Origin of the sequence: Chryseolinea sp. T2 (genome assembly GCF_037203685.1) — a bacterium.
In the GTDB taxonomy this organism is placed as follows: domain Bacteria; phylum Bacteroidota; class Bacteroidia; order Cytophagales; family Cyclobacteriaceae; genus Chryseolinea.
Window position 1 is genome coordinate 322790 of sequence record NZ_JBBCAU010000008.1, and the last position, 21695, is coordinate 344484.

The window sequence follows — 21695 nt, forward strand, 5'->3', positions numbered from 1 at the left end:
GCGCGATGAAAAAGAACTTATACATATATGTACTGTGCACGGCAGTATTCTGTATCACGACCACGAGCTGTGACAAGATCGAAGTAACTGAACAACTCACACCGCTTACTCCGGCTAACATTGACGCTGACGCGGGTACCTGGAAAATGGCATTTATGACCGCTCCTGATCAGGTAGCAGTTCCCGCTCCCACACCCGTGGGAAGTGATGCATATAAAGCGGAACTCACCGCAGTGAAGGACGCGCAAAGCAAACTCACCAAATCACAACGCGACGCCATTGAATATTGGAGTGGAGGAGGGGTTCTGCGGTGGAATCAATTCTTCCGCGACCTTGTGTCTCGTTATAATTTGCCACCTGCTCCGAAAGCAGATGGATCTTATCCTGCACCGGATGCAGAAAATCCCTTTGGTGATCCTGCTTTTCCATTTGCTAATCCCCCATACGCAGCACGTGCTTACGGCTATGTAAGTGCATCGTTATATGATGCACTTAAGGCTGCATGGCACTTCAAGTACCTTTACAACCGACCTTCTGCGTATAATGCGGATTCAGGAGTTGAGGCTCTTGTACCAAAAACTGACCTCCCTGGTTATCCATCAGAAGATGCCGTAATGTCTGGCGTTTCTGCCGAAATGTTAAAGTTCTTATTCCCAGCTGCCGTAGAAGACATAACACTGAAGGCCGCTGAACAGCGAAATGCTGCCCTATGGTCTGGCAAAGCAACAAGCTCAGATATTGCTGCCGGTCTTGCATTGGGCAAATCTGTCGCCGCATTGTTCGTAGCCCGCGGTCGTACAGACGGTATGGGAGCTGCAGGTGGTAATAAAACTTTATGGGACGGCCTCAAACAAAATGCAGAGTCACGAGGAGATGAAGCGTGGGTGAGTCTTGAAACGCCGCCACGCCCTCCCATGCTGCCAGTATTTGGAAAGGTAACGCCATGGCAAATGACGCCGGACCAAATCGTAGCGATCAGACCTCCTGCGCCACCTATTCGTGGATCGGCAGAAATGGACGCTGAAGTTCAGGAAGTAAAATACTATGCTGATAATCTCACTCGTGAGCGTCTTGCTATTGTGCACAAATGGGCTGATGGAGCTGGAACGTATTCGCCTCCCGGTCACTGGAATGATATTGCAGCGGAATATGTTCGTGATGCTAATTTTAGTGAGGTCCGGGCGGCTCGCGCATTCGCTCTGTTGAACATGGCTGAACAAAATGCAGCTATTGCATGCTGGGATACTAAGTATTTCTATTTCAATGCACGTCCTTGTCAGCTCGATCCATCAATCAAGACTGGAACTGGTGTACCTAACTTCCCGGCTTATGTTTCAGGTCACTCTACTTTCTCGGCAGCAGCTGCAGGAGTCCTTTCTTATTTGTTCCCAGATGGTGAGGCATATTTCAAGGATCAGGCAACTGAGGCTTCAATGTCCCGGATGTATGGTGCGATCCATTACCGCAAGGACTGTGAGGCAGGAGTTCAACTTGGATACAAGGTGTCGGATATTATGATCAACAATTTTGCAAAAGTTGATGGTGCTGACTGATTCGTAGATTGGAGTTATCAGGTCATTTAAATACAAAACGCCTTCAGTCCATCTGAGGGCGTTTTTGTTTTGTCAGCAGATCAAATCTTAGCGGGTAGTAACGCAAGTGGTTTGATACAGCAGTCGTTCCTGTGATATCCGAAATAATTATACGGACTTATCCACGGGCTTTCAGGATCATATTCAGCATGACATCCTGCGTTTGCTGTTTCAGGTTTTGAAGATCGGCATTACCCAGCCCGGCCGTTGGGATCTCGGGTGCGACGTAGAGCTTTACGTGCCCGGGATGCATCCGTATGGTTCCAGGCGGCATTAAAGGACCAGCGCCGACAACCACCATTGGCAGAATGGGTTGTTGCGTATCAATGGCAATACGGAAAGCGCCATCCTTGAAAGGCTGCAATGGTTCCTTACTTCTGTTTTGGGTTCCTTCGACAAAAATCAATATTGATAATCCATCAAGCAACATTCGCTTGAGCTTGTCCATGCTTCGCTTTCTGCTTTCACCACTTGAACGATCCACAATAACAGCAGCCGATCTTGCTATCCATCCGAATACTGGAATACGCAACAATTCCTTTTTGGCCAAAGGCCTGTATTCACCCGGGAACAACATAGTGAGGCCGGGAATGTCAAGGAATGAAGTGTGATTACTTACATATATATAGGACTTGCCTGGTTTGAAGTTTTCACGGCCATAGAATGAGTATCGGATGAAGGTGAGTTTGCTGAATATCCAGGACCAAAGTCTGAGAAACTTGTATCCTATCCAACCAAACTTTTGACCCAGAAAAAACGGAAGAACGATGCCGGGCAACAATACAATCATGAAGACGGTAAACACGAGGAATACCCAAAACGCATAAAATTTTAGCAGTACTTCTTTAATGATCTTCAAGATTCGTGTGGGTTACTTTTTGTGGCGGCAAGTTCCAAAAACTTGAGTAACAAACAACAGGCAGGGGAAGCACTGGCCAGGTGATCAGAATATAAAAAAAATCGCGCCATCAGTCATGATGGCGCGACGGTGTTTGTTACCAGTTAAAGCAAATACTTGGTGACTCCAGGCGTGGCAACTGGATAGAATCCATTTGCATCCGGCATCACAGGCGGGTTTGCATCCCAGGCAAATGTCGTAGGCATAATGTTAATGCCCGAGTTGAGTGCTTTATCCCACTCGATAACTTGTCCTGAGTAAGTAGCCATGCGACCCATGATCGATGTCATGGTAGACTTCGCTCCGTTTTCGGCATCGGCAAACTTGTATTTTCCTTTGGCAATTGCTTCGAAGAGCTCGTCGTGCTCTGTCTGATATGGATCAGGCTCGTTTTCTTTCTGCGGCGTGTATTGATATAAAACTTTCCCCTTGCTTACAAGATTTCCGTCGCCGGCAAACATTGTTCCTTTTGTCCCAACGATTTGTTCGTCCACTTTGGCATAAGTTCCTTTTATATGACGGCACTGACTGTTGAGGATCGATCCGTCGGCGTAATGAAACTCAACAAAGTGGTGATCATAGATCTCGCCATATTCCTTGCCAGTCCGAACCTGACGACCTCCCATTCCCTGAGCTTTTACAGGGTATGCACCCTTGAACCAGTTCATAACGTCGATGTTGTGAATGTGCTGCTCATTAATATGGTCGCCACACAGCCAGTTGAAGTAATACCAGTTGCGCATCTGATATTCCATCTCTGTTTGATTTGGTTGACGCATGTTCACCCATACGCCATCGTTGTTCCACCAAACCTGGCCCGATGTGATTTCACCAATCATGCCGTCCTTTACACGCTTATACAGCTCGCGGTAAGAATTTTGGTAGTGTCGTTGCAAGCCGACGACTACATTCAGCTTCTTTTGTTTAGCAATCTCAGCCGCTTCCAGTACTTTCTTCACACCAGCGGGATCAGTTGCTACGGGTTTCTCCATGAATATGTGTTTGCCAAGACGAACAGCTTCAGCGAAGTGAATCGGTCTGAATCCGGGAGGCGTTGCAAGTATCACCACATCTGCAAGTTGCATTGCCTTGGTGTATGCATCGAAGCCAACGAAGCGATTAGATTCCGGTACCGCGACTTTCGCTCTTACATTCGCGTCTTCATTGTCTTCGCTTGTCAGTATAGCATAAGAACTGTCAAGCCGATCTTTGAAAGCATCGGCCATAGCCACGAGTTTAACATTTTGTTTCGACGAGAGCGCCTGCACTGCAGCTCCAGTGCCGCGGCCACCGCAGCCAATTAGTGCGACCTTGATGGTATCATCGACAGAGTTAAAATATCCAGCATTGGATAACAATGGAGCGGACATTAAGCCTCCGGCAAGCATCGTGGTTTGTTTCACGAAGGTCCTGCGGCTCGTCTTTTGTTCGTCAGTTTTCATAGGGCACGTATTTTATTTATTCCAGTTTCGTATGTTATGTCTTTCTCTTATACTAATCCCCTTACACAAATTCCCTCACACTTCATCCTCCCATCGCTCTCACACTTCATCCTCCTATCGCTCTCACAATTCACTCTCACTCTGATTTACTTCAGGTATTGTGCATAGAACTTTTCAATCTCGTCCTTGGATGGCGCTGTCTTAGGTCGAACAACCCTGAATCCAATGGTCATGCCGTCTGTTAGCCACCACCGGCTCTTCGGTATCTGCGGATCCCTCTTGTTCCAATCGGCTAACGAAGATATCCGGTTAGCGCATCTGCAAGCCGCCGCGTCCGTCTGATATGATCCGCCTCTTACCACGCGCGGGTAACGTGTTCCTGGAGGTGTAAGAGGATTCTGTACGCCATCTGCCAAAGCATCGTAAGCTTTCGGGTTATATTGATCTAAGGTCCATTCGCTGAGGTTTCCCAACATATCGTAAAGACCCCAGGCATTTGGCTTGAGCTGCCTAACTTTGTGAAACTTTGATGCGCTGTTGTCTTTGTTATAAGCATAGCTCTTTAACACCGACGCGTCATCACCAAACGAATACGCCGTTTTACTGCCTGCACGACAAGCATACTCCCATTCTGCCTCGGTTGGCAGGCGAAAGAAGATACCGGTCTTGTTGTAAAGCCATTTACAATACATTATTGCCGCCGCCTGGCTCATACTGTTGCTAGGTTGATTGTCGTCGCGACCCATTCCCCAGGTGAGATCAATGTATTGCGCTGTGGGCCTGGACACTGCGTCCAAAGCGATAGCTTTTGTCTGGGGCACGTCCATGTTTTTGAAGAAGGCGTCCCACTCCGCGAAAGTCACTTCGTGTTCTTCCATCCAGAAAGCATCAACGGTTACGTTTCGTTGTGGTCCTTCATCATCCTCGCGACCAGGCTCGGAATAGGAGCTCCCCATGAGATAGCTTCCAGCGGGAATCGCAATCATTTTGAACTTGACCTCCGTTTGGGGAACGGCCTGTTCATAGGATTGGAATTCCTGTGCGAGACTTTCAATACTTGCCAGAATGAGCAGGAAAGAGATGGATGTTTTTACCGAAAAAGTCATATAAGGTTTTCAAGGTAGCCAAAATACCCGTACGACTGCAACGGTTTGTTATAAGCGGAGCCGCTTATTTAACTGTCGATTTTTCGCATCAAAGCCATGTAGAAACCATCGAAACCCTCAGATGGCCAGCAATGGCGTTGCTGAATCAATTCAAATTTACCCTGTTGCTTTTCCAGAAATGCCTTCACCTGATTCTCGTTTTCCGAAGGCATAATGCTGCAGGTGCTATAGACCAGAAGCCCGCCCGGTTTGAGCATGCCTTCATAGTCATTGAGAATGTGCTGTTGAAGTGCCCGCACTTCTTCTATAAAGGTTGGCGATAACTTCCATTTGGCATCCGGGTTTCTTCGCAACACTCCCAGCCCTGAACAGGGGACATCCAAGAGCAGACGATCAGCAGCATTTTCGAGTCGCTTGATCGTTTTTGAAGATTCAATCTGCCGCACTTCGAGATTGTCAACTCCCGCACGCCGGGCACGCTTTTTCAATTCTTCAAGCTTATTTGCCTCAACGTCCAGAGCAAGCAAGCGTCCTCTGTTCTTCATAAGAGCTGCCAGATGAAGAGTCTTTCCTCCGGCCCCGGCGCATGCGTCTATCACACGCAATCCCGGCGAGGGTTGCAGAAAGGGTGCCACGAGTTGTGATGCCGTATCCTGAACTTCAAACAGGCCCTCTTTAAACGACTCATGCCTGAATACATTCTGGCGCTGCTTAAGCTGAAGTGCATCAGAGGCTTCGGCAACATTTGAAGTTTCGATCTTGTCGGCCCAAAGTCGTTCCTTCAATTCATTCCGTGAAACCTTTAAAGTGTTGACCCGCAGTACTACGGGCGCATCGTCATTCAATGCGTGAAGTTCTCCTTCCCACCGATTATTCAGTTCGTTTTCGCCTAACTCATCCAGCCAGTCGGGGATTGATTCCCGGAAGCGGCGGATGTTGTTCATTTTGTCTAGCCGCTGCGTTACTCTGTTTGGATTGAGGGTTTCAAACTCTTCCCACTTTGGCAATGGGATCTGATGAACAATGCACCATCCACCCAGTAGTTTCCAGTAGTCTCCGTCTTCTGCTTCAGTAATGTTTTGTAGCAATCTGTACCATCTTACAATATCATAAGTGGTCTCGGCGATGAACTTCCTGTCGCGTGCACCCCACTTAGGGTTTTGCTTCAATACCTTTTCAATCACTTTGTCGGCATAACGACCTTCCTCAAAGATCAATTGAAGCGACTGCGTCACTGCGCGGGCCAGATTGATGTATAACTTCATGTATGAGTGCGCTGTAAAGTTTCCGTGGCGTTCTGCCGGGTGCGTAATAATGCTCGCGCCAACAGTAACGTATGGTTTCCGATTGCAAATTTATCCTAAATTGGCTGTCCTCAAATTGAGACCATAACTTAACGCCCTATCCATGAAAAGAAGAAGCTTCATGCGGCATTCGTTGACCACAGCGTCGGCGGCCGTTGCTTTTAACGGAGCCCTTGCCTCGCCGGCATCCTCCGCAGCCTCGCTAGTAGCACCTGAAAAGCCGTTTAATCTGAAATTCGCTCCCCACGATGGAACCTTCAGCAACCATGCGAAGACATTTCTGGATCAAATACAGTTCATGTACGATCATGGTTTTAGAGCCATTGAAGACAACGGTATGCTAAAACGGCCGAAGGAAGAACAGGAAAAGATTGCTTCTTTGCTCGCAAAACTTGGAATGACTCTCGGCGTTTTTGTCGTTGACGGCGGCGATAACTGGAAGGTTTCTCTAACTACCGGCAAGCAGGAATTCAAAGATGTTTTTGTGAAGACATGTAAAGAGAGTGTTGAGCTGGCTAAGCGCGTGAACGCTAAATGGATGACCGTGGTGCCCGGATACTTTGACAGAACACTTCCCATGGGTATTCAGACTGCGAATGTTGTGGACGCACTGCGTCGCGGGGCAGAGATCTTCGAACCAAACAATCTCGTCATGGTACTGGAGCCGCTGAGCGACAACCCCGATCTGTTTATGAGATTTTCCTCCCAGACTTATGCTTTGTGTAAGGCAGTGAACAGTCCTTCGTGCAAGATCCTCTTCGATATCTATCACATGCAGCGCAACGAGGGCAATCTCATTGCGAACATCGACAAGTGTTATGATGAAATAGCCTACTTCCAGATTGGTGACAATCCAGGTCGCAAGGAGCCAACCAGTGGAGAGATCAACTACAAGAATATCTTCAAGCACGTTCATGAAAAAGGCTATCGCGGCGTCTGGGGGATGGAACATGGCAACGCAAAGCCGGGCCAGGAGGGTGAGCTCGCATTGATTAAGGCGTATCGCGACAGTGATATCGCTTAAGTTAAGACGAGCGCAAGGTTAAATGTGCATCCGTAAACATGTTTTCGGATGTTATCTTTTCAAGATCATATTTCGGGCATTTATAGTTGATCAACAATTGGCAGTGCTTATGAAGCAACGGTTGGTGTATGTGCTAATTTGTGTGGTGTCGTTTTCAATGTGCAGCCAGGCTCAGATCTTCAAGGATCTCGAAAAGGCCGCCATCAACAAGGCGAAAAGCATGAACACGAAGGAGAACCGTGACAAACTTGCGAACGCCCTCGTTAAGGAAATGGATCGTGCCCGCAGTGAATTCGACTCTACCGACTTCGACTATGCTATTCTTTTAAGTGATAATTCCGGGCTGTTCGATATTAAAGAGAAAGGTGAGGGCACGGCACGTTTTACTTCCATGGTGGACCTGGGCTCAAAAGCCTATCGAAACGAAAGTCTTACTGACGCAGACCGTGCCCGACTCAATCGTGAAATGGGCGAGGTGTTGTATGGGAGTCAGAAGTATGCCGCTGCGGAAAAGAAGTTCTCGCTAGCTAAGGATGCGTACGAAAAGGCGAGCCTCCAGAAGGACGTTGGCTATCTGAAAACGCTTTCAAATCAGGGCCTTCTTTATGCGACAATGGGTCGTTATACGCAGGCCGAAGCATTTACCTCTTCTGCTTTGTCTCTTCGCGAACAGACCTTTGGCAAACAGGACATCGGAGTTGCAGCGTCGCTGAATAACTATGGAGTACTGCGTTATAACCTCGCGCAGTTCAACGAAGCAGAGCAGGACCTCAATTCCGCCCTGGCGATACTTGTTTCTAAAGGCATGCAGACACAAATGTCTTATGCGATCCTCCTTAATAACAAAGCGATGTTGTTTCAGGCGATTGGGCGTTACGAAGAATCTGAACGCATTCTGAAACAAGCGATAGCAGTTGCCGAAAAACTTCAGAGTACAAAGTCGCGCAATCACCTTAAATTCCTTTCAAATCTCGCCCTCCTGTATACAGTGATGAAGAAATATCCGGAGGCAGAAGCTATTTGTCTCGGCATGGAGAATCGCCTGGGAAAAACCAATCCTGACTACGCGAGCATGTTGAACAACCTTGCCTCTCTGTACATGCTCATGCAAAAAGAGGAACGCGTCGAAAGCCTGCTTAAACAGTCCGGTGATATCTATAAGTCCAATTTCGGAGAGAACAATCCTGCATACGCCAAAGCGATAAGCGATCTCGGTAATTATTATGTATATAAGAATCGCCTGACAGATGCAGCCCCATTAGTCGAGAAGGCTCTGCAAATTAGAGAAGTTACATTAGGCACGAATCATCCGCATTATGTGCAGTCTCGTGAGGACATGGCAATTCTATTGTGGAAGCGTCACGCGTGGGACGATGCCGTTGTGCATTATAAGGCGGCAATGCAAAAATCCCTTGACTTCATTGGTAGCTACTTCCCGCCAATGAGTGAGGCCGAGAAAACAAAGTACTGGGATGTCCTTTCACCCCGGTTTCAGCGGTTTTACAGTTTTGCAATAGACGCAGCCAAGGTGCAACCTGGAATTGTCGAAGACATATTTGATTACCAGATCGCCACGAAAGCATTGCTGCTGAGCTCGACCAATAAGGTTAAGGAATCAATCCTGAACAGCGGTGACAAGTCGCTGGTACACGACTATAAAGTTTGGCTTGATCAAAAGGAAACGCTGGCGCGTTTGTATGGTTATACACAGGAAGACCTGAAGTTACAGCGCATCAATCTTGATTCGATGGAACAGGCGACTAATTCAATGGAAAAGAGCTTGTCGGCACGGTCAGCGGATTTTTCTTCCGGGTATTCAACAAAGCGGATAACATCAAAGGACATCAAAGCAATATTAGCGCCGACTGAAGCTGTTGTGGATATCGTTCGTGTTCAGATGTTCGGCAATGCTACGACTCCAGGCGTTAAGTATCTCGCTGTCATTCTTACGAAGGAGGCCAGTCTGCCGCGGTTAACCGTTATTGAGAACGGAGATCAGCTGGAGACACGCTACCTGAAGTATTACCGAAATGCAGTAAGGCAGCGAATAGCTGACGACTACTCCCATGCTCAGTATTGGGCGCCAATAGAATCACAAATTGCAGGTAAGAAAGTAATTTACATTTCGCCTGATGGTATTTACAATCAGGTGAATCTGAACACGCTGAAGAAATCTGATGCTGGATTTGTGATCAACCGTTTCGATTTGGTGATTCTGGGTAATTCAAAAGACCTTATCGCGCTTAAGAATCGTCCTGCCCGAACCTCGAAGAAGAATGCATTGCTAATTGGTTTCCCCGATTACGGGCAGGGGGACCTTGCACCGCTGCCGGCTACGAAAGTGGAGGTCGAAACCATTGGCAAGGTCCTGAAGACTTCCGGATATCAGGTTACCTCGTATATGCAGAAGGATGCGACTGAAGCGAAGCTTAAATCCGTCAAAGCTCCTTCATTAATGCATATCGCCACACACGGGTACTTTTTACAGGATGTCGACAGGAGAGAAAGTGCATTCGGTGTGAATGTTGAAAGCGCTTCTGAAAATCCTTTGCTGCGATCAGGACTGATGCTTGCCAACGCTGCGGCTACTGTCAGCGGTCATCGGATGCCCAACCTTGAAAGTAACGACAACGGGGTGCTAACGGCATACGAGGCGATGAACCTTAATCTTGAGGGCACTGAGCTCGTCGTGATGAGTGCCTGTGAGACAGGGCTTGGAGATATACGCTCTGGCGAAGGCGTGTATGGGTTGCAACGCGCATTCCAGGTCGCAGGTGCCGATGCTATGATCATGAGCATGTGGAAAGTTGACGATGCGGCGACTCAAATGCTGATGACAAGCTTTTATTCCAACTGGATAAAGCTGGGCAACAAACAAAAAGCATTTCGCGAGGCTCAGCTTCAGCTCATGACAAAGTTTAAAGATCCCTATTACTGGGGCTCGTTTGTAATGATGGGCATGTAGCCGATGCGTGGTGTACTGAATAACGCATGATTGGAACTGGTTGTGACCTGTTTTGGACCTGGAAAATGGGTTTGAATTATTGTGGAATGGTTTTGAATTGACAACACATTAATAGCATCGAACAGAAAGATGAAGCTTAAGAAACTTGGAACCTCGGATGTAATGGTAACGCCAATTGCATTCGGAGCATGGGCTATAGGTGGCTGGATGTGGGGTGGTGCCGAAGTTCGCGACGCACTTGCAGCCATCCGTGCCTCGTACAATGCCGGAATTTCAACAATAGATACAGCGCCTGTCTACGGTTTTGGAAGAAGTGAAGAGCTGGTGAGCCGTGCCATGGAGGGTGTATCGCGCGACAAGTATCAAATACTAACAAAATATGGCCTGAACTGGAAAACGCAGGAGGGTCAGTTTTACTTCGACACCGTTAACAACGACGGTAAACCGACAAAGGTCTACAAGTACTCCGCGCGTAAGGCAGTACTTACTGAATGTGAAGACAGCCTGAGGCGACTCAAGACCGACTATATCGATTTGCTACAGATCCATTGGCCCGACGCAACTACTCCGATATCCGAAACAATGGAGGCGGTGGCGACTCTCATTGAGCAGGGAAAGGTACGCGCTGCCGGAGTTTGCAACTATTCCGCCGAGCAGGTAGACGAAGCGTTGAAAACAATCAGGCTTGTGTCAAATCAGGTCCCCTATAGCCTGATCCATCGGGGAATAGAAAAGGATGTAGTACCTCAGGCTTTGAACAAAGGCATGAGTATAGTTCCTTACAGTCCCCTGCAGCGAGGCCTTCTTACAGGAAAGATAAAACCTGGCCATCAGTTTAACGAGGGGGATACACGTCAGGGACACCGCTACTATCAGCCCGAAAACGTACGACGTGTTAATGAGATGCTCGATCGTATTAAAATTATCGCTGCAAAGTATAATGCAAGTCTGGCGCAACTAATCGTCAACTGGACAACGCGACAACCAGCAATGGATTGCGTTCTTGTCGGTGCACGTGACGAGGCCCAGGTGCTTGACAACGTTAAATCATTGTCCTTCACATTGACAGACGACGAGGTTAAGCAAATTCGTAGGGAAGCGGAGAGCCTGGTTCTGGCTGACTAGACAACCTGGTTTACAGACAAGTAATCTTTGACTGACCGGATCGTTTCATCAACAGTTTTGGTCACGATTACGTTATAGCTGCCGAGATTCTTGAAGAACCGGATTGTAATTTCGTCCTGATTAAGGAGAATGATTTTCTTGCGCGATTTCAGCGCGAGAGCAACTTCTGACGCCGTTCCAGCCGCCATTCCAAGGACAACCAGTACGTGACTTGAGAGCACACTGATATAGTTGCGACCACTGCCCATGCTGGTAACTATTTTGATCTGCGCGTGTTCAGAAGAATTCTTATCGGAATCACCGGGAAGGATACCAATGGTTAGACCTCCTTCTTCGGCAGCACCTTTCAGCGATGCATCCATGACACCAAAACTTCTTCCGCCGGTGAGTGTTATCCATCCCGCTTTCGCGATGGCTCTTCCAAGCTCATAGGCGAGCTCGTTGTCGTCCGGAGTGGCATTCTCACCCGGTCCCATTACTCCTACAATTATTCTGGACATAGTTGTATTGAAAACGCAATGTAATTCGACGCGGGATATGAACAAAGCGCCACACAGGCTAAAACTCGAAGTCGCAATTTGCACAACGATAAACCTTCTTCTCGGGGCTGAATATTCCAAAGAAGATATATCGAAGAGCTGACAGTGTGTTTTGTGAAAGCCTCCGGGGAAAGTCGCGTTCAATGTTTGTCGAATGGCAGGCAGGACAGTGCAAGACAGTTTCATCCTGCAATACAAGATTCGATTCTGACAGTACCTGCCTGGCAGACTCCACGTCATGTTGGAAAAGATGAAGCCTTACCTGCGAATTCATCAGTGCACTTGCACCGGGATACAGATTTGAAAGGTTCTCCTCGGTCAGAAAGCACGGAATGCCAAAAGCATCGAGCTTGCTCTTGACAATATTTGCTGTGATGGCGTCCCGAAAGGTTCTGAACACCACTATATCATTATCCTTTTGTTGGGTTTCATCAATTATCATTGGTCCGCAGGAATAAATCTTGCAACGTAACCCCCACCCGCAGCAAGGTGAATTATTAGCTTATCAATTACTTTCTTATTCTGACTTTGAAGCGTATAATCCACTGCTGCTTTGTCAGCGTTTATACCATCAGAACAAATTTCTATCCGATAGGGTTTGTCGCCGAGAAAATTTAGATCTACTTCCACGTTCCGTGCAGTCCAGTCGTTTAAGGCGCCCACGTACCATATGGTACCGCTTCTTCTGGCTACAGCAACGTAGTCACCGATTTTGCCGGCAAGTGGCACAGTGTCGTCCCAGGTGCTCGGTATTGAGGCCATGAACTTTGTATACTCAGGCTCAAGCATTGCCTGAGATGGATTTCCGGCGAATACCTGCAGCGGACTTTCATAGACAACAAACATCGCCAGCTGATGTGTGCGTGTGCCCTGAGACATGACAAGCTCAGGGAGAGCCCTGAAGGTCTTTTTGTTTGCATTAACCAGGAAGCCCGGTTCGTAATCCAAAGGTCCTGAAAGCATTCGTATGAAAGGAATCATGGCATCGTGATCAGGAGTTGCCTTTTCACTCCACATGTTGTATTCGGAACCAAGTATGCCTTCCCGTGTTATCGCATTGGGATGGGTGCGTTCGAAGCCGGCATTCTTGAAAGCACCATGGAACATTACCATTAGTTTATGGTTTGCTGCTGCGTCTGCTATCCGATGATAGAAATTGACCGTCTTCTGATCATCTCTGTCCATGAAGTCTACATTGATGCCGGCAATCCCCAACGTGGTGAACATACGCATTGCTTCTCCGAGCTGACGATCCAGTGTCATCGCCAAGGTCCATAGCATGATCCTGACGTTGTTTTGCTTTGCATACCGTACTACTTCAGCCAGGTCAAGTCCGGGAGTTATCTTCAGGAGATCATCGTTATCCGACCACCCTGCATCCAGCATGACATATGGAATTCCGAATTGTTTCGCGAAGTCAACGTAGTATTTGTAAGTCGCCGTATTGAACCCTGTCTTGAATCCAACGTTGAACAGATTTGAACCGATGATCCATTCATCCGTACACATGCCGGGCTTAATCCAGGACCAGTCCGTCGATACCGGCGCACTGGCGAGCCGGTAAACGAGATCGTTCATCAAAAGATCTTTATCACTTTCCGCTAATCCAATTACGCGCCAGGGAAAACTTCTCTTCCCCTTAGTTTTGGCGATGTATGGTTTACGTGACGTCACCGCCCATTGCTTGTATTCAGAACCCTGTACCTCTTCACGGTCGGGGTAGGCGGCCATTACACCATGAAGACTCTTCGCAGATGTACCTTGAAGAAACATTCCAGGATAGTCATTTAGATCTGATTCGGTTATAAACGATTTGACGAGACTGGAGTTGATCAGGGTGGGAGAAAAACAGATTTCTGTTGGCTGGACGGCATCGATCGTTGTTACCAGATAAGGCTCTTCAAAGCTTGTATGATATCGATCCTGGTTGTCCCTTTTTTGAATCCTGGCAAAGAACACTGTATCGGCATTCTTATAGTTGAAGTGGGCGATTTCTTTTTGAATGAGGACAGTGTCATTCATTGAAGTTTCAAACCTGTACGCAACACCGTCATCGTAGACACGAAAGGTGATTGAATATTCATTCTTGAATCTGAAGACTGTTTCGTTGAATCTGTCGGGAATTTCTCTCCGTTTGAATGGGACCTGGTTGATGATACCACCCCGTACTTCACGACTCTTGGCCGATATCAATTGAGGTTTGATTCCCGGCTTTCCGCGATTAGTAATTAAGGCGGCAGTGGACCGGGATAGAATTTCAGTTCCGTTAAGTGCGATGCTATAGTACACTGAGTCACCAGTTTCTATCGTGACGTTAATGCTTTTGGATGGTGACTGAAGTGAGTAGTGCTTTTGTGCGCGCGCGCCGACTGAGGCAAGCACGGCCAGTGCCAGAAGTAAATAGCGACGGAGGAGATGATGACAGCTGAACATAATTTTGATGAACGCCATTGATGGGTTACTTCACAACAAATTTGTTGATGACTCATGTGAGTCGCATAATCAATATACGCAGTATTCGGAAATCAAGTACCAGCCCCAGGTCGCTATGCCATTGTAACCTGCACAGTAAGCATAGTTTTATTAAATTCGCCCTTTGATTTTTTAGTCAACAACAAAAAGCCGAAGTTATTTCGAATGAAAAGGATGATCATCGACATGGACGACGTTATTGCAGATGCAACCGGACAGTTCATTAATTACTACGAGAGAGAATTTGGGATTCGTGTGGATCGAAATAGCCTCAACCACCAGGAGGAAGGAATGGGTTTCCCGGGCAACTATGAAATTATTAAGCAGTTCCCATATCGCGAACAATTCTTTCAAACGATGACACCGAATGAGGGAAGTCAGCTTGTAATTGAAGAGCTCAATAGAAGGTACGACCTCTTTATTGTTTCGGCAGCGATGGAGTTTCCTCAGTCACTTCCCGAGAAGTTGTCGTGGTTGAAAGAACATTTTCCTTTTCTGAGCTGGAAGCAGATCGTTTTCTGCGGGAGTAAAACAGTTGTACACGGGGACTACATGATCGATGATCTGTACTATAACCTCGATGGGTTCAATGGTGAAAAGTATCTATTCACGGCGCCACACAATTTGCACATCGACAGATTCAACAGGGTGAACAATTGGAACGAAGTAGCTACGCGGTTTCTCTAGTAGCCGCTGAACCGCGCTGGCCGCAAGAGTAATTTGCTGAGATAACAATCAGGTTATTAGCTGTCCAATAAGAAGCGAGGTCATCGATATTGAACCCATCAGGGTCTTATCGTTGAAAATCGTGACGGCGTCGACCTTTTCCTGAAGGCCAATGGCATAGATCAGAGGCAAGTAATGTTCAGGTGTTGGGATTGCCATACGCACGGCAGATCCAAGACGTTCATATTCAATCAACCCCTTGTGATTGCCATCGAGCAAATGTTTTTTAAAGATTTCATTGCTCTCTATGGCCCAATCGTAACCGCTTACCGGAAGGTTCCAATTAATGATGCGAAGGTTGTGTACCATGTTGCCGCTTGTGAGCAACAGAACTCCACGCTTACGCAACTCACCCAATTCTTTCGCCAGCTCATAATGGTAAGACGCAGGCTTGGTGTAGTCGATACTCAGCTGTAAGACAGGGATGCTGGCATCCGGGTACATATGGCGAACTATTGTCCATGCACCATGATCAAGGCCCCAATCGTGATCAGGTTCGACCTGGGTGCTTCGAATCAGGCTCATCATCTCGTTGGCCAGAATAGGAGAGCCGGGCGCAGGATACTGAACGTCGAACAACGCTTTTGGAAAACCACCAAAGTCGTGAATCGTTTGAGGATAGTCCATCGCCGTGATTCGCGTACCCGCTGTAAGCCAATGTGCGGAGATGACAATTACTGCCTTAGGTTTGGATAACGTATGCCCTAGAGTCTGCCATGACTGGCTGAATTCGTTATCTTCTATTCCGTTCATCGGACTGCCATGACCGAGGAACAAAACCGGCATGACTGTTCCATTGTTTGGAAGTCTATCTTTAAGAAGTCTCAAATCACTTAAAGTACTCATAGGACAGTTAATCCTTTCTTAAAAAGCCGGAACTCCAGGAGCGATTTCCATAAACCACTCTCAACACCACACGTCCTGAAGTCCGGCAATATTTTTATTGCTGAATCAATTCGGTCAATAGCGACTACTTACGCCTTAACAAATTCCGCAAACACTTCAATCTTCACGTCATCGCCAACAACGATGCCTCCGCTTTCAGTTAGCGCACTCCACTTGAGACCATATTCCTGACGATTTATTTTTCCCGTGACTTCAAATGCGGCAACGTCAAAGCTTCCTCCGAAACCCTTAACGGTACCGTTGTAAGTCACATTCAATTTGATAGGCTTAGTTGTTCCGCGGATGGTCAAGTCGCCCGTTAACTCATAGTCGTCTCCTGATACAGGTTTAAATGACTTGCTTTTGAAGGTGATCTGAGGATGGTTTGCGGCGTCAAAGAAATCAGGTGATTTCAAGTGCCCATCACGCTGTTCGCTCTTGGTGCTTATGCTGTTTACATCGGCCTCAAACGTTATAGTTGCGTCGCTGAAGTCGGGCTTATTGCTTTCTACTGTTGCAGAGAACTTGTCAAAGTTTCCACTTACGGTCGATACTACAAGGTGTTTTACTTTGAATTTCACTTCTGAGTGAGCGATATCCATTTTCCAGGTTGCCATATGATTTGGTATTTAATGTTTCTTGTTTGAATGATTGTTGTACATACAACAAATAGTCGTCATGTTAGTTCCTTCTAGGTAGAGTTATTTCTCTCAAACCCGTATCTATCTATAAAACAGCCAGTTAAATAATGCCCAGGCCAGAGGCTACGTAGCTTACTCTCTGTGTTCACTAAAACATTGGACAGTACTTATCGGCTCAAAAGCCAGCCTACTTTCAGTTCATATATTTAGGTAATTAACATAGCTATATTTCGAAGATGTCCCGGTTCTAATAGCACCGGCTTATTATCGGGATAAAACCGGGACATCACCGGGATATCTCCGGGATATCTGAGTTTTCGAATCCCGTTTCCTAAACTTTCGTTAGCATGCACGACCAGTCGCAGTTTGCATTAATGACTATATTATAGATCTAACCCACATCCATGCGAGTCGCCCTTATTATGCTCTTATTCGCTTACACTAGTAACGCGCAAACCGCTGCGCAACAAAAGGCCCTTAACAACTACGTTGATTTTACGAACCAGTCAGCCGATGAAGTTGCTGCGGTAGTTATGAGCGTGATACAGTATTACCCGACCATTAACCAGAAGAGCTCCTGGGGCGTACCACGATACTCGTGCCCAATACAGCGGGAGGAGTTCTATCTTAAGACGGCACTGGCAGAATCACGAAACCTACCCTCCGCAGTTGTGGCGGGACTCAATAAAAGACTTAACGATCTGGAATCAGCAGCGTCGGCCGTTGACGAGAAATGTAAAGCACTTGACACGTACCACAAGCTGGAGGATTACAAGAAGGACAACTTTGATCGGGCCAGGGCAATCATCAGAGAATTACAATCCGAAGTTCGCGCCTACCGGGCGTCACAGGATGCGCTCGCATCTGAACTGGAATCGGCATTCAGCCGGATTAATCCGACGGCAGTTCAGAGTGCCTATGGCAAGGCTGATGCTGCCCTGAAGAAACAGATTGCCCGCGAACGCGCCTACCTCGACATATGGACTTTTAACCTTGACGAGTCTGTGCCTACGGGATGGTCGCCCGAAAAGTTAGAGCAAAGCATTGCAGAGACGACCGAGGCCCTTGCATTACTTAAGAAGCTACAACCCGCGCTGAAGTATCCAGCATCAAGTATGTGGTCCAATTTTCAGGAGTCCTTGTCCAGTGTACTTGAAACGAAGCGGAACGCGCTTGATGAGTATAACAATGAGGCGAAGAAGTCGGACCGTCACGGTAACGACGCATACCTGGGGCTTATCAACTACTTCAATGGCACACTTATATCTGATCAGAATGCATTTATACAATATGCATCCAACGATGGCTATCGGGGCATAAAGTCAATCAAGTACTTTCCGCTTTTTGAGAGGCGCTCTGAATCAGTTGTTCAATTGATAACGGTAAAGCCTTTCGTTGATCATCCACGAACTCCGTTAAATCCGCCAGCACAAAAGAATGCACTTTCAAGAACGGCATATGACGCACTTGTCAATTATGTCATTTTCATCAATGAGACCTGGAGGCAGACAGAGAACCTTGCGCAAGTGCTCAGAAACGTTAGCGGTGATTTGCCACGTTACGATAAGGTGGATTCTTATGGTCGCCACGGCGCCCTTAACTTTGATTACAAAGACTTTAATATTCCGCTTGCTCAATATCAAAAAACCATCTCCGAGAGCAATCAAATCCCGACTCAGTTTGCGAAACCACTCAATCAGCAGGCAGAAGTGCTATTGAATATCCTGAAAGAACTTGATGCGATTTCAGCCACCATTGAGGTTGAAGCCGGCGATGCAAAATATGATGCGTCACGAACGGGAAGGGTACACACACTTTTGGCAAGAAGCAGCGAACTGCTGGAAATTTGGGATGACCGGAAAGAACAATTGTATCAGGATACCCGCAAAGTCTACGAAGCGTTCCCGGCATTGAAGTCGAACTCGTCGTGGTATGTTTCCGGAATGGCATTGCAGCATCTTACGGATCTCGATCATGAGGGATTGTTTAAGGCAAAAGCCTTCTTTCAGGGAGGTCAGCAGGGTACGCCTCCGTCTATTCCGACAGCGGCTATTGACGCTGCGTTACGCGACGTGATTAGCAAGGAGTATCAGAACATGAAGGGCATTGAAAAATATGGCCGCAGCAATGGGCTGTGTCCATATACGCCGTACGAAGACTTACCTGAAACGTCGAAGAGGCTGAGTCAAAAACTCAATCCTCTGAAGACGGGGGCGGGAACAGGATACAATCATCCTTATTACGAAGTCCTTTATCAGTACAACGACGTTGTACGGCATTATAACCAGTTCTGCGAGTTGTCGAAGAACGACTTCCTTCTTCCAACAGTGTATCAACCGCAGCTTCACGACATAAATCGATCGAAGGATAGTGCGCCCCCTGCAGCAAAAACGACTGCGTCCAGCCCATCCGTGAGTCAGACCGGGGACAAAGCAACCACCTCTGGTGGTGGAGCGGCAACGTCGGCTGGAACCGGTGCTACCGCGGGCGCAGCCGTTGTTATCGGTAGTACGGTTTCTGATAAATCTGCCGACATGCGGAACGAAGGAGCTAAGCAAGCTGCGCCAGCTCAGCAGGTTATGACAGAACATAAAGTAAATCATGACACTATTTATATAGAGCGGCGTGATACCGTATATCTGACTACCGGCAATGAAGAACTCCGTTCGATGGAAGGATATGCAGTCAATAATATGGTGTTGCTTTTGGATGTTTCAGGGTCGATGAATGCACCGGAAAAACTTCCCATCCTGAAATCGTCTGTTCTGGAGTTGATTTCGATGATGCGCCCGGAAGACAAGGTGTCAATCATTGCTTTCTCGGATAAGCCAAAGGCCGTGCTTACAGCAGCATCTTTCAAGGATGAAACCAGGATCCAGCAGGCCATTAGTGCCCTTAAGTCGTCGGGAAAAACAGATGGAAATGCCGGTCTCAAGCTCGCGTACAAACTGGCAGATGAAAACTACATCAGAGGGGGAAACAACAGAATCATACTTGCCACCGACGGCGAATTTGCACTTGCGGATCCCACCCGTGAGCTAATCAGGAAGTTTTCAACCGAAGATATTTTCCTGTCAATCTTTAATTTCGGGAAGGGTGCTGGTGCCTCCAGGGCACTGGAGCAAATTGCCACAATGGGGAAAGGGAACTACCAATACATTTCGAAAGAGAACGTGGAACTCCAGCTCATACGAGAGGTTAAAGCAAAGCGTGCCCGCTGATGCGCAATACGGCAGATCCATATTATTACATTGATTTATAGATCGTTAGAAATATTTTCAGGGTTGTTGTAACATAGCCTGCCTCACGTCGTCTTGTTATTGAATTTGACTGAATGAACCTCGAATCGTTTCAAACTCGGGTTTTACCTGTTAAGCACAAGCTTTATCGCTTTGCTCTTAGATTCCTGGGCAACGAAGATGAGGCCCAGGACATCGTACAGGAAGTGTTTATAAGAGTCTGGAACGGTCGTGATCAGATGAACGACGTGCAGAACTGGGAGGCCTGGTGCATGCGCATCACGAAGAACTTGTCGCTGGATCGGATACGCACACTTACGCGTAAGCAGACCCAGCCGATAGAAGAAGGATTCGCGATCATGCATTCGGCGCCATCGCCGCACGATTCAGCAGAAGCTCAGGAAAGTACGACAAGGATAGCTCAGATCATAGCAGGCCTACCCGAGAAACAACGTCAGGTGATTCACCTTCGTGACGTGGAAGGGTACAGCTATAATGAGATCTGTGAGATACTGGAACTTGACATGAATCAGGTCAAGGTTAGCCTGTTCAGGGCCAGAAATGCGGTGCGGGAAAAAATGACAAAACTTAACGCCTATGGACTCTAGCAGATTGCAACAGCTCCTGCAGAAATACTGGGAAGGCGAAACTACGCTGGAGGAAGAGCAATTGCTAAAAGACTACTTCCAATCCAACGAGGTGTCGGATGAGTTGCGCGACGTTGCTTCGATGTTCCAGTACTTCAATCAGGCAAAAAAAAATAACCTGAATGATATTACGTTCGACCGCACGCTCATGGACAAAGTCTCAGCAAAGCCAAGAGAAGGTCGCGCAAGGAATCTGATCTTCAACAGTATGCGCATTGCTGCGGGCGTAGTCGTTGTAATTGCAGCCACGTGGTTTATCCGGAAAGAGATTCGGCAATCAACGCCGCAGGAAGTGATCGATACTTACGATGATCCAAAGCTTGCCTTTGAGGAGACTAAGAAGGCATTGATGATGATCAGCAAGAGCTTTGGTACAGCCCAGGAGCAGGCGAAGAAAATAAATCTATTTAACGAAGCACAGGAAGAAATTCAAAAGACGCCCACAAATAACTAGTGCACAAAGCGCAAGTCTGCAGGCTTGTCGCAGAGGCAATCGAAATCAAATAAGAAACAAAGCATTTAAAGCATTTATCAATATGAAAAGAATCTTAGCAGCGGCTGTATTCATCCTTATGGTGAGCAACGCTTTCGGTCAGGATGCGATTTCAAAGTTCTTTACAAAGTATCAGGCCGATGAATCCTTTAGCCAGGTAACGGTGTCGAGCAAAATGTTTGGACTTTTTACCAACATGGAGGCAGATACCCCGGAGGACAAAGAAGTACTCAATGCGATCAGCAAATTAAAAGGTCTTCGAATTCTGGCAAAGGAGAATACCAGCGATGCGAGGGGGTTATACAAGGAAGCATTCGCATTGATTCCCATGAAGGAGTATGAAGAGCTGATGTCTGTTCGTGATAAGGATAAGGATATGAAGTTCATGATCAAGGAGAGCGGAGGAAAGATTTCTGAGTTGTTGATGGTAATGGGAGGCACCGATGACTTTATGGTGATGAGCTTATTCGGTGAGATTGATCTGAAGCAGATCTCACGAATTGGCAAGAAGATGAATGTAAGTGGGTTGGAGCATCTGGATAACATGAATAAAAAAGACAAACAAAACTGATCCTCTGCGCAACGGGATTGGTACCG

General features: G+C 47.2%; 18 protein-coding genes. 9 read left to right on the forward strand and 9 right to left on the reverse strand.

What is annotated here, in order from left to right:
- The first annotated feature begins 5 nt into the window (after nucleotides 1-5).
- Nucleotides 6-1553, forward strand: coding sequence for a phosphatase PAP2 family protein (locus WBG78_RS24515; RefSeq protein WP_337329153.1), 1548 nt, complete (start codon nucleotides 6-8; stop codon nucleotides 1551-1553).
- A 157-nt stretch (nucleotides 1554-1710) separates the two neighbouring features.
- Here the strand turns inward: WBG78_RS24515 and WBG78_RS24520 are convergent, their stop codons facing one another.
- The 4 genes from WBG78_RS24520 to WBG78_RS24535 form a co-directional block, all read right to left on the reverse strand.
- On the reverse strand, nucleotides 1711-2451 hold the full coding sequence (locus tag WBG78_RS24520) for a lysophospholipid acyltransferase family protein (RefSeq protein WP_337329154.1): 741 nt from the start codon (nucleotides 2449-2451) through the stop codon (nucleotides 1711-1713).
- A gap of 143 nt (nucleotides 2452-2594) precedes the next feature.
- Complete coding sequence (locus WBG78_RS24525) at nucleotides 2595-3932, reverse strand: Gfo/Idh/MocA family protein (RefSeq protein WP_337329155.1); 1338 nt, start codon at nucleotides 3930-3932, stop codon at nucleotides 2595-2597.
- A 146-nt stretch (nucleotides 3933-4078) separates the two neighbouring features.
- Entirely contained in the window at nucleotides 4079-5038 is a 960-nt protein-coding gene (locus tag WBG78_RS24530; protein WP_337329156.1) for a formylglycine-generating enzyme family protein, read from the reverse strand.
- 68 nt (nucleotides 5039-5106) lie between these two features.
- Nucleotides 5107-6303: an RsmB/NOP family class I SAM-dependent RNA methyltransferase gene (locus tag WBG78_RS24535; protein ID WP_337329157.1), complete on the reverse strand. Its 1197-nt coding sequence runs from the start codon at nucleotides 6301-6303 to the stop codon at nucleotides 5107-5109.
- A gap of 142 nt (nucleotides 6304-6445) precedes the next feature.
- Between WBG78_RS24535 and WBG78_RS24540 the strand changes: the two genes are divergently transcribed.
- From WBG78_RS24540 to WBG78_RS24550, 3 genes are all read left to right on the forward strand, one after another.
- Complete coding sequence (locus WBG78_RS24540; protein WP_337329158.1) at nucleotides 6446-7366, forward strand: hydroxypyruvate isomerase family protein; 921 nt, start codon at nucleotides 6446-6448, stop codon at nucleotides 7364-7366.
- A 109-nt stretch (nucleotides 7367-7475) separates the two neighbouring features.
- A complete protein-coding gene (locus WBG78_RS24545; protein ID WP_337329159.1) occupies nucleotides 7476-10331 on the forward strand; it encodes a CHAT domain-containing tetratricopeptide repeat protein in 2856 nt (951 codons plus the stop codon).
- Nucleotides 10332-10460: 129 nt separating this feature from the next.
- Nucleotides 10461-11456 carry an aldo/keto reductase gene (locus WBG78_RS24550; protein WP_337329160.1) on the forward strand — a complete coding sequence of 332 codons (996 nt, stop codon included), beginning with the start codon at nucleotides 10461-10463 and terminating at the stop codon, nucleotides 11454-11456.
- On the opposite strand, the gene WBG78_RS24555 is transcribed toward WBG78_RS24550, so the two are convergent.
- From WBG78_RS24555 to WBG78_RS24565, 3 genes are read right to left on the reverse strand one after another with little or no spacing between them, the layout of a single operon-like run.
- Nucleotides 11453-11956, reverse strand: coding sequence for a TIGR00725 family protein (locus WBG78_RS24555; protein ID WP_337329161.1), 504 nt, complete (start codon nucleotides 11954-11956; stop codon nucleotides 11453-11455). The two genes, WBG78_RS24550 and WBG78_RS24555, sit on opposite strands and share 4 nt — an antisense overlap.
- Before the next feature lie 58 nt (nucleotides 11957-12014).
- On the reverse strand, nucleotides 12015-12437 hold the full coding sequence (locus tag WBG78_RS24560; RefSeq protein WP_337329162.1) for a putative signal transducing protein: 423 nt from the start codon (nucleotides 12435-12437) through the stop codon (nucleotides 12015-12017).
- A complete protein-coding gene (locus WBG78_RS24565) occupies nucleotides 12434-14446 on the reverse strand; it encodes a glycoside hydrolase family 97 protein (RefSeq protein ID WP_337329163.1) in 2013 nt (670 codons plus the stop codon). Before WBG78_RS24565 ends, WBG78_RS24560 begins: the two co-directional genes overlap by 4 nt.
- Nucleotides 14447-14632: 186 nt before the next feature.
- Between WBG78_RS24565 and WBG78_RS24570 the strand changes: the two genes are divergently transcribed.
- Nucleotides 14633-15154 (forward strand): 5' nucleotidase, NT5C type, encoded by a 522-nt coding sequence (locus WBG78_RS24570; protein WP_337329164.1) that lies wholly within the window; start codon nucleotides 14633-14635, stop codon nucleotides 15152-15154.
- Between the two features lie 48 nt (nucleotides 15155-15202).
- Here WBG78_RS24570 and ygiD read toward each other — a convergent pair whose 3' ends face one another.
- Entirely contained in the window at nucleotides 15203-16039 is an 837-nt protein-coding gene (gene ygiD, locus WBG78_RS24575; RefSeq protein ID WP_337329165.1) for a 4,5-DOPA dioxygenase extradiol, read from the reverse strand.
- 128 nt (nucleotides 16040-16167) lie between these two features.
- On the reverse strand, nucleotides 16168-16695 hold the full coding sequence (locus WBG78_RS24580) for a YceI family protein (protein WP_337329166.1): 528 nt from the start codon (nucleotides 16693-16695) through the stop codon (nucleotides 16168-16170).
- A 428-nt stretch (nucleotides 16696-17123) separates the two neighbouring features.
- Here WBG78_RS24580 and WBG78_RS24585 point away from each other — a divergent pair, with 428 nt between their 5' ends.
- The 4 genes from WBG78_RS24585 to WBG78_RS24600 all read left to right on the forward strand — a co-directional run bounded on the left by WBG78_RS24585 (nucleotide 17124) and on the right by WBG78_RS24600 (nucleotide 21669).
- Nucleotides 17124-19940 (forward strand): VWA domain-containing protein, encoded by a 2817-nt coding sequence (locus WBG78_RS24585; RefSeq protein WP_337329167.1) that lies wholly within the window; start codon nucleotides 17124-17126, stop codon nucleotides 19938-19940.
- Nucleotides 19941-20053: 113 nt separating this feature from the next.
- The gene (locus WBG78_RS24590) at nucleotides 20054-20566 is read left to right on the forward strand and encodes an RNA polymerase sigma factor (protein ID WP_337329168.1); all 513 of its coding nucleotides are present in this window, start codon (nucleotides 20054-20056) and stop codon (nucleotides 20564-20566) included.
- Nucleotides 20556-21059 carry a hypothetical protein gene (locus WBG78_RS24595; RefSeq protein ID WP_337329169.1) on the forward strand — a complete coding sequence of 168 codons (504 nt, stop codon included), beginning with the start codon at nucleotides 20556-20558 and terminating at the stop codon, nucleotides 21057-21059. Before WBG78_RS24590 ends, WBG78_RS24595 begins: the two co-directional genes overlap by 11 nt.
- An 82-nt stretch (nucleotides 21060-21141) precedes the next feature.
- A complete protein-coding gene (locus WBG78_RS24600; protein ID WP_337329170.1) occupies nucleotides 21142-21669 on the forward strand; it encodes a DUF4252 domain-containing protein in 528 nt (175 codons plus the stop codon).
- Nucleotides 21670-21695: the final 26 nt, after the last annotated feature.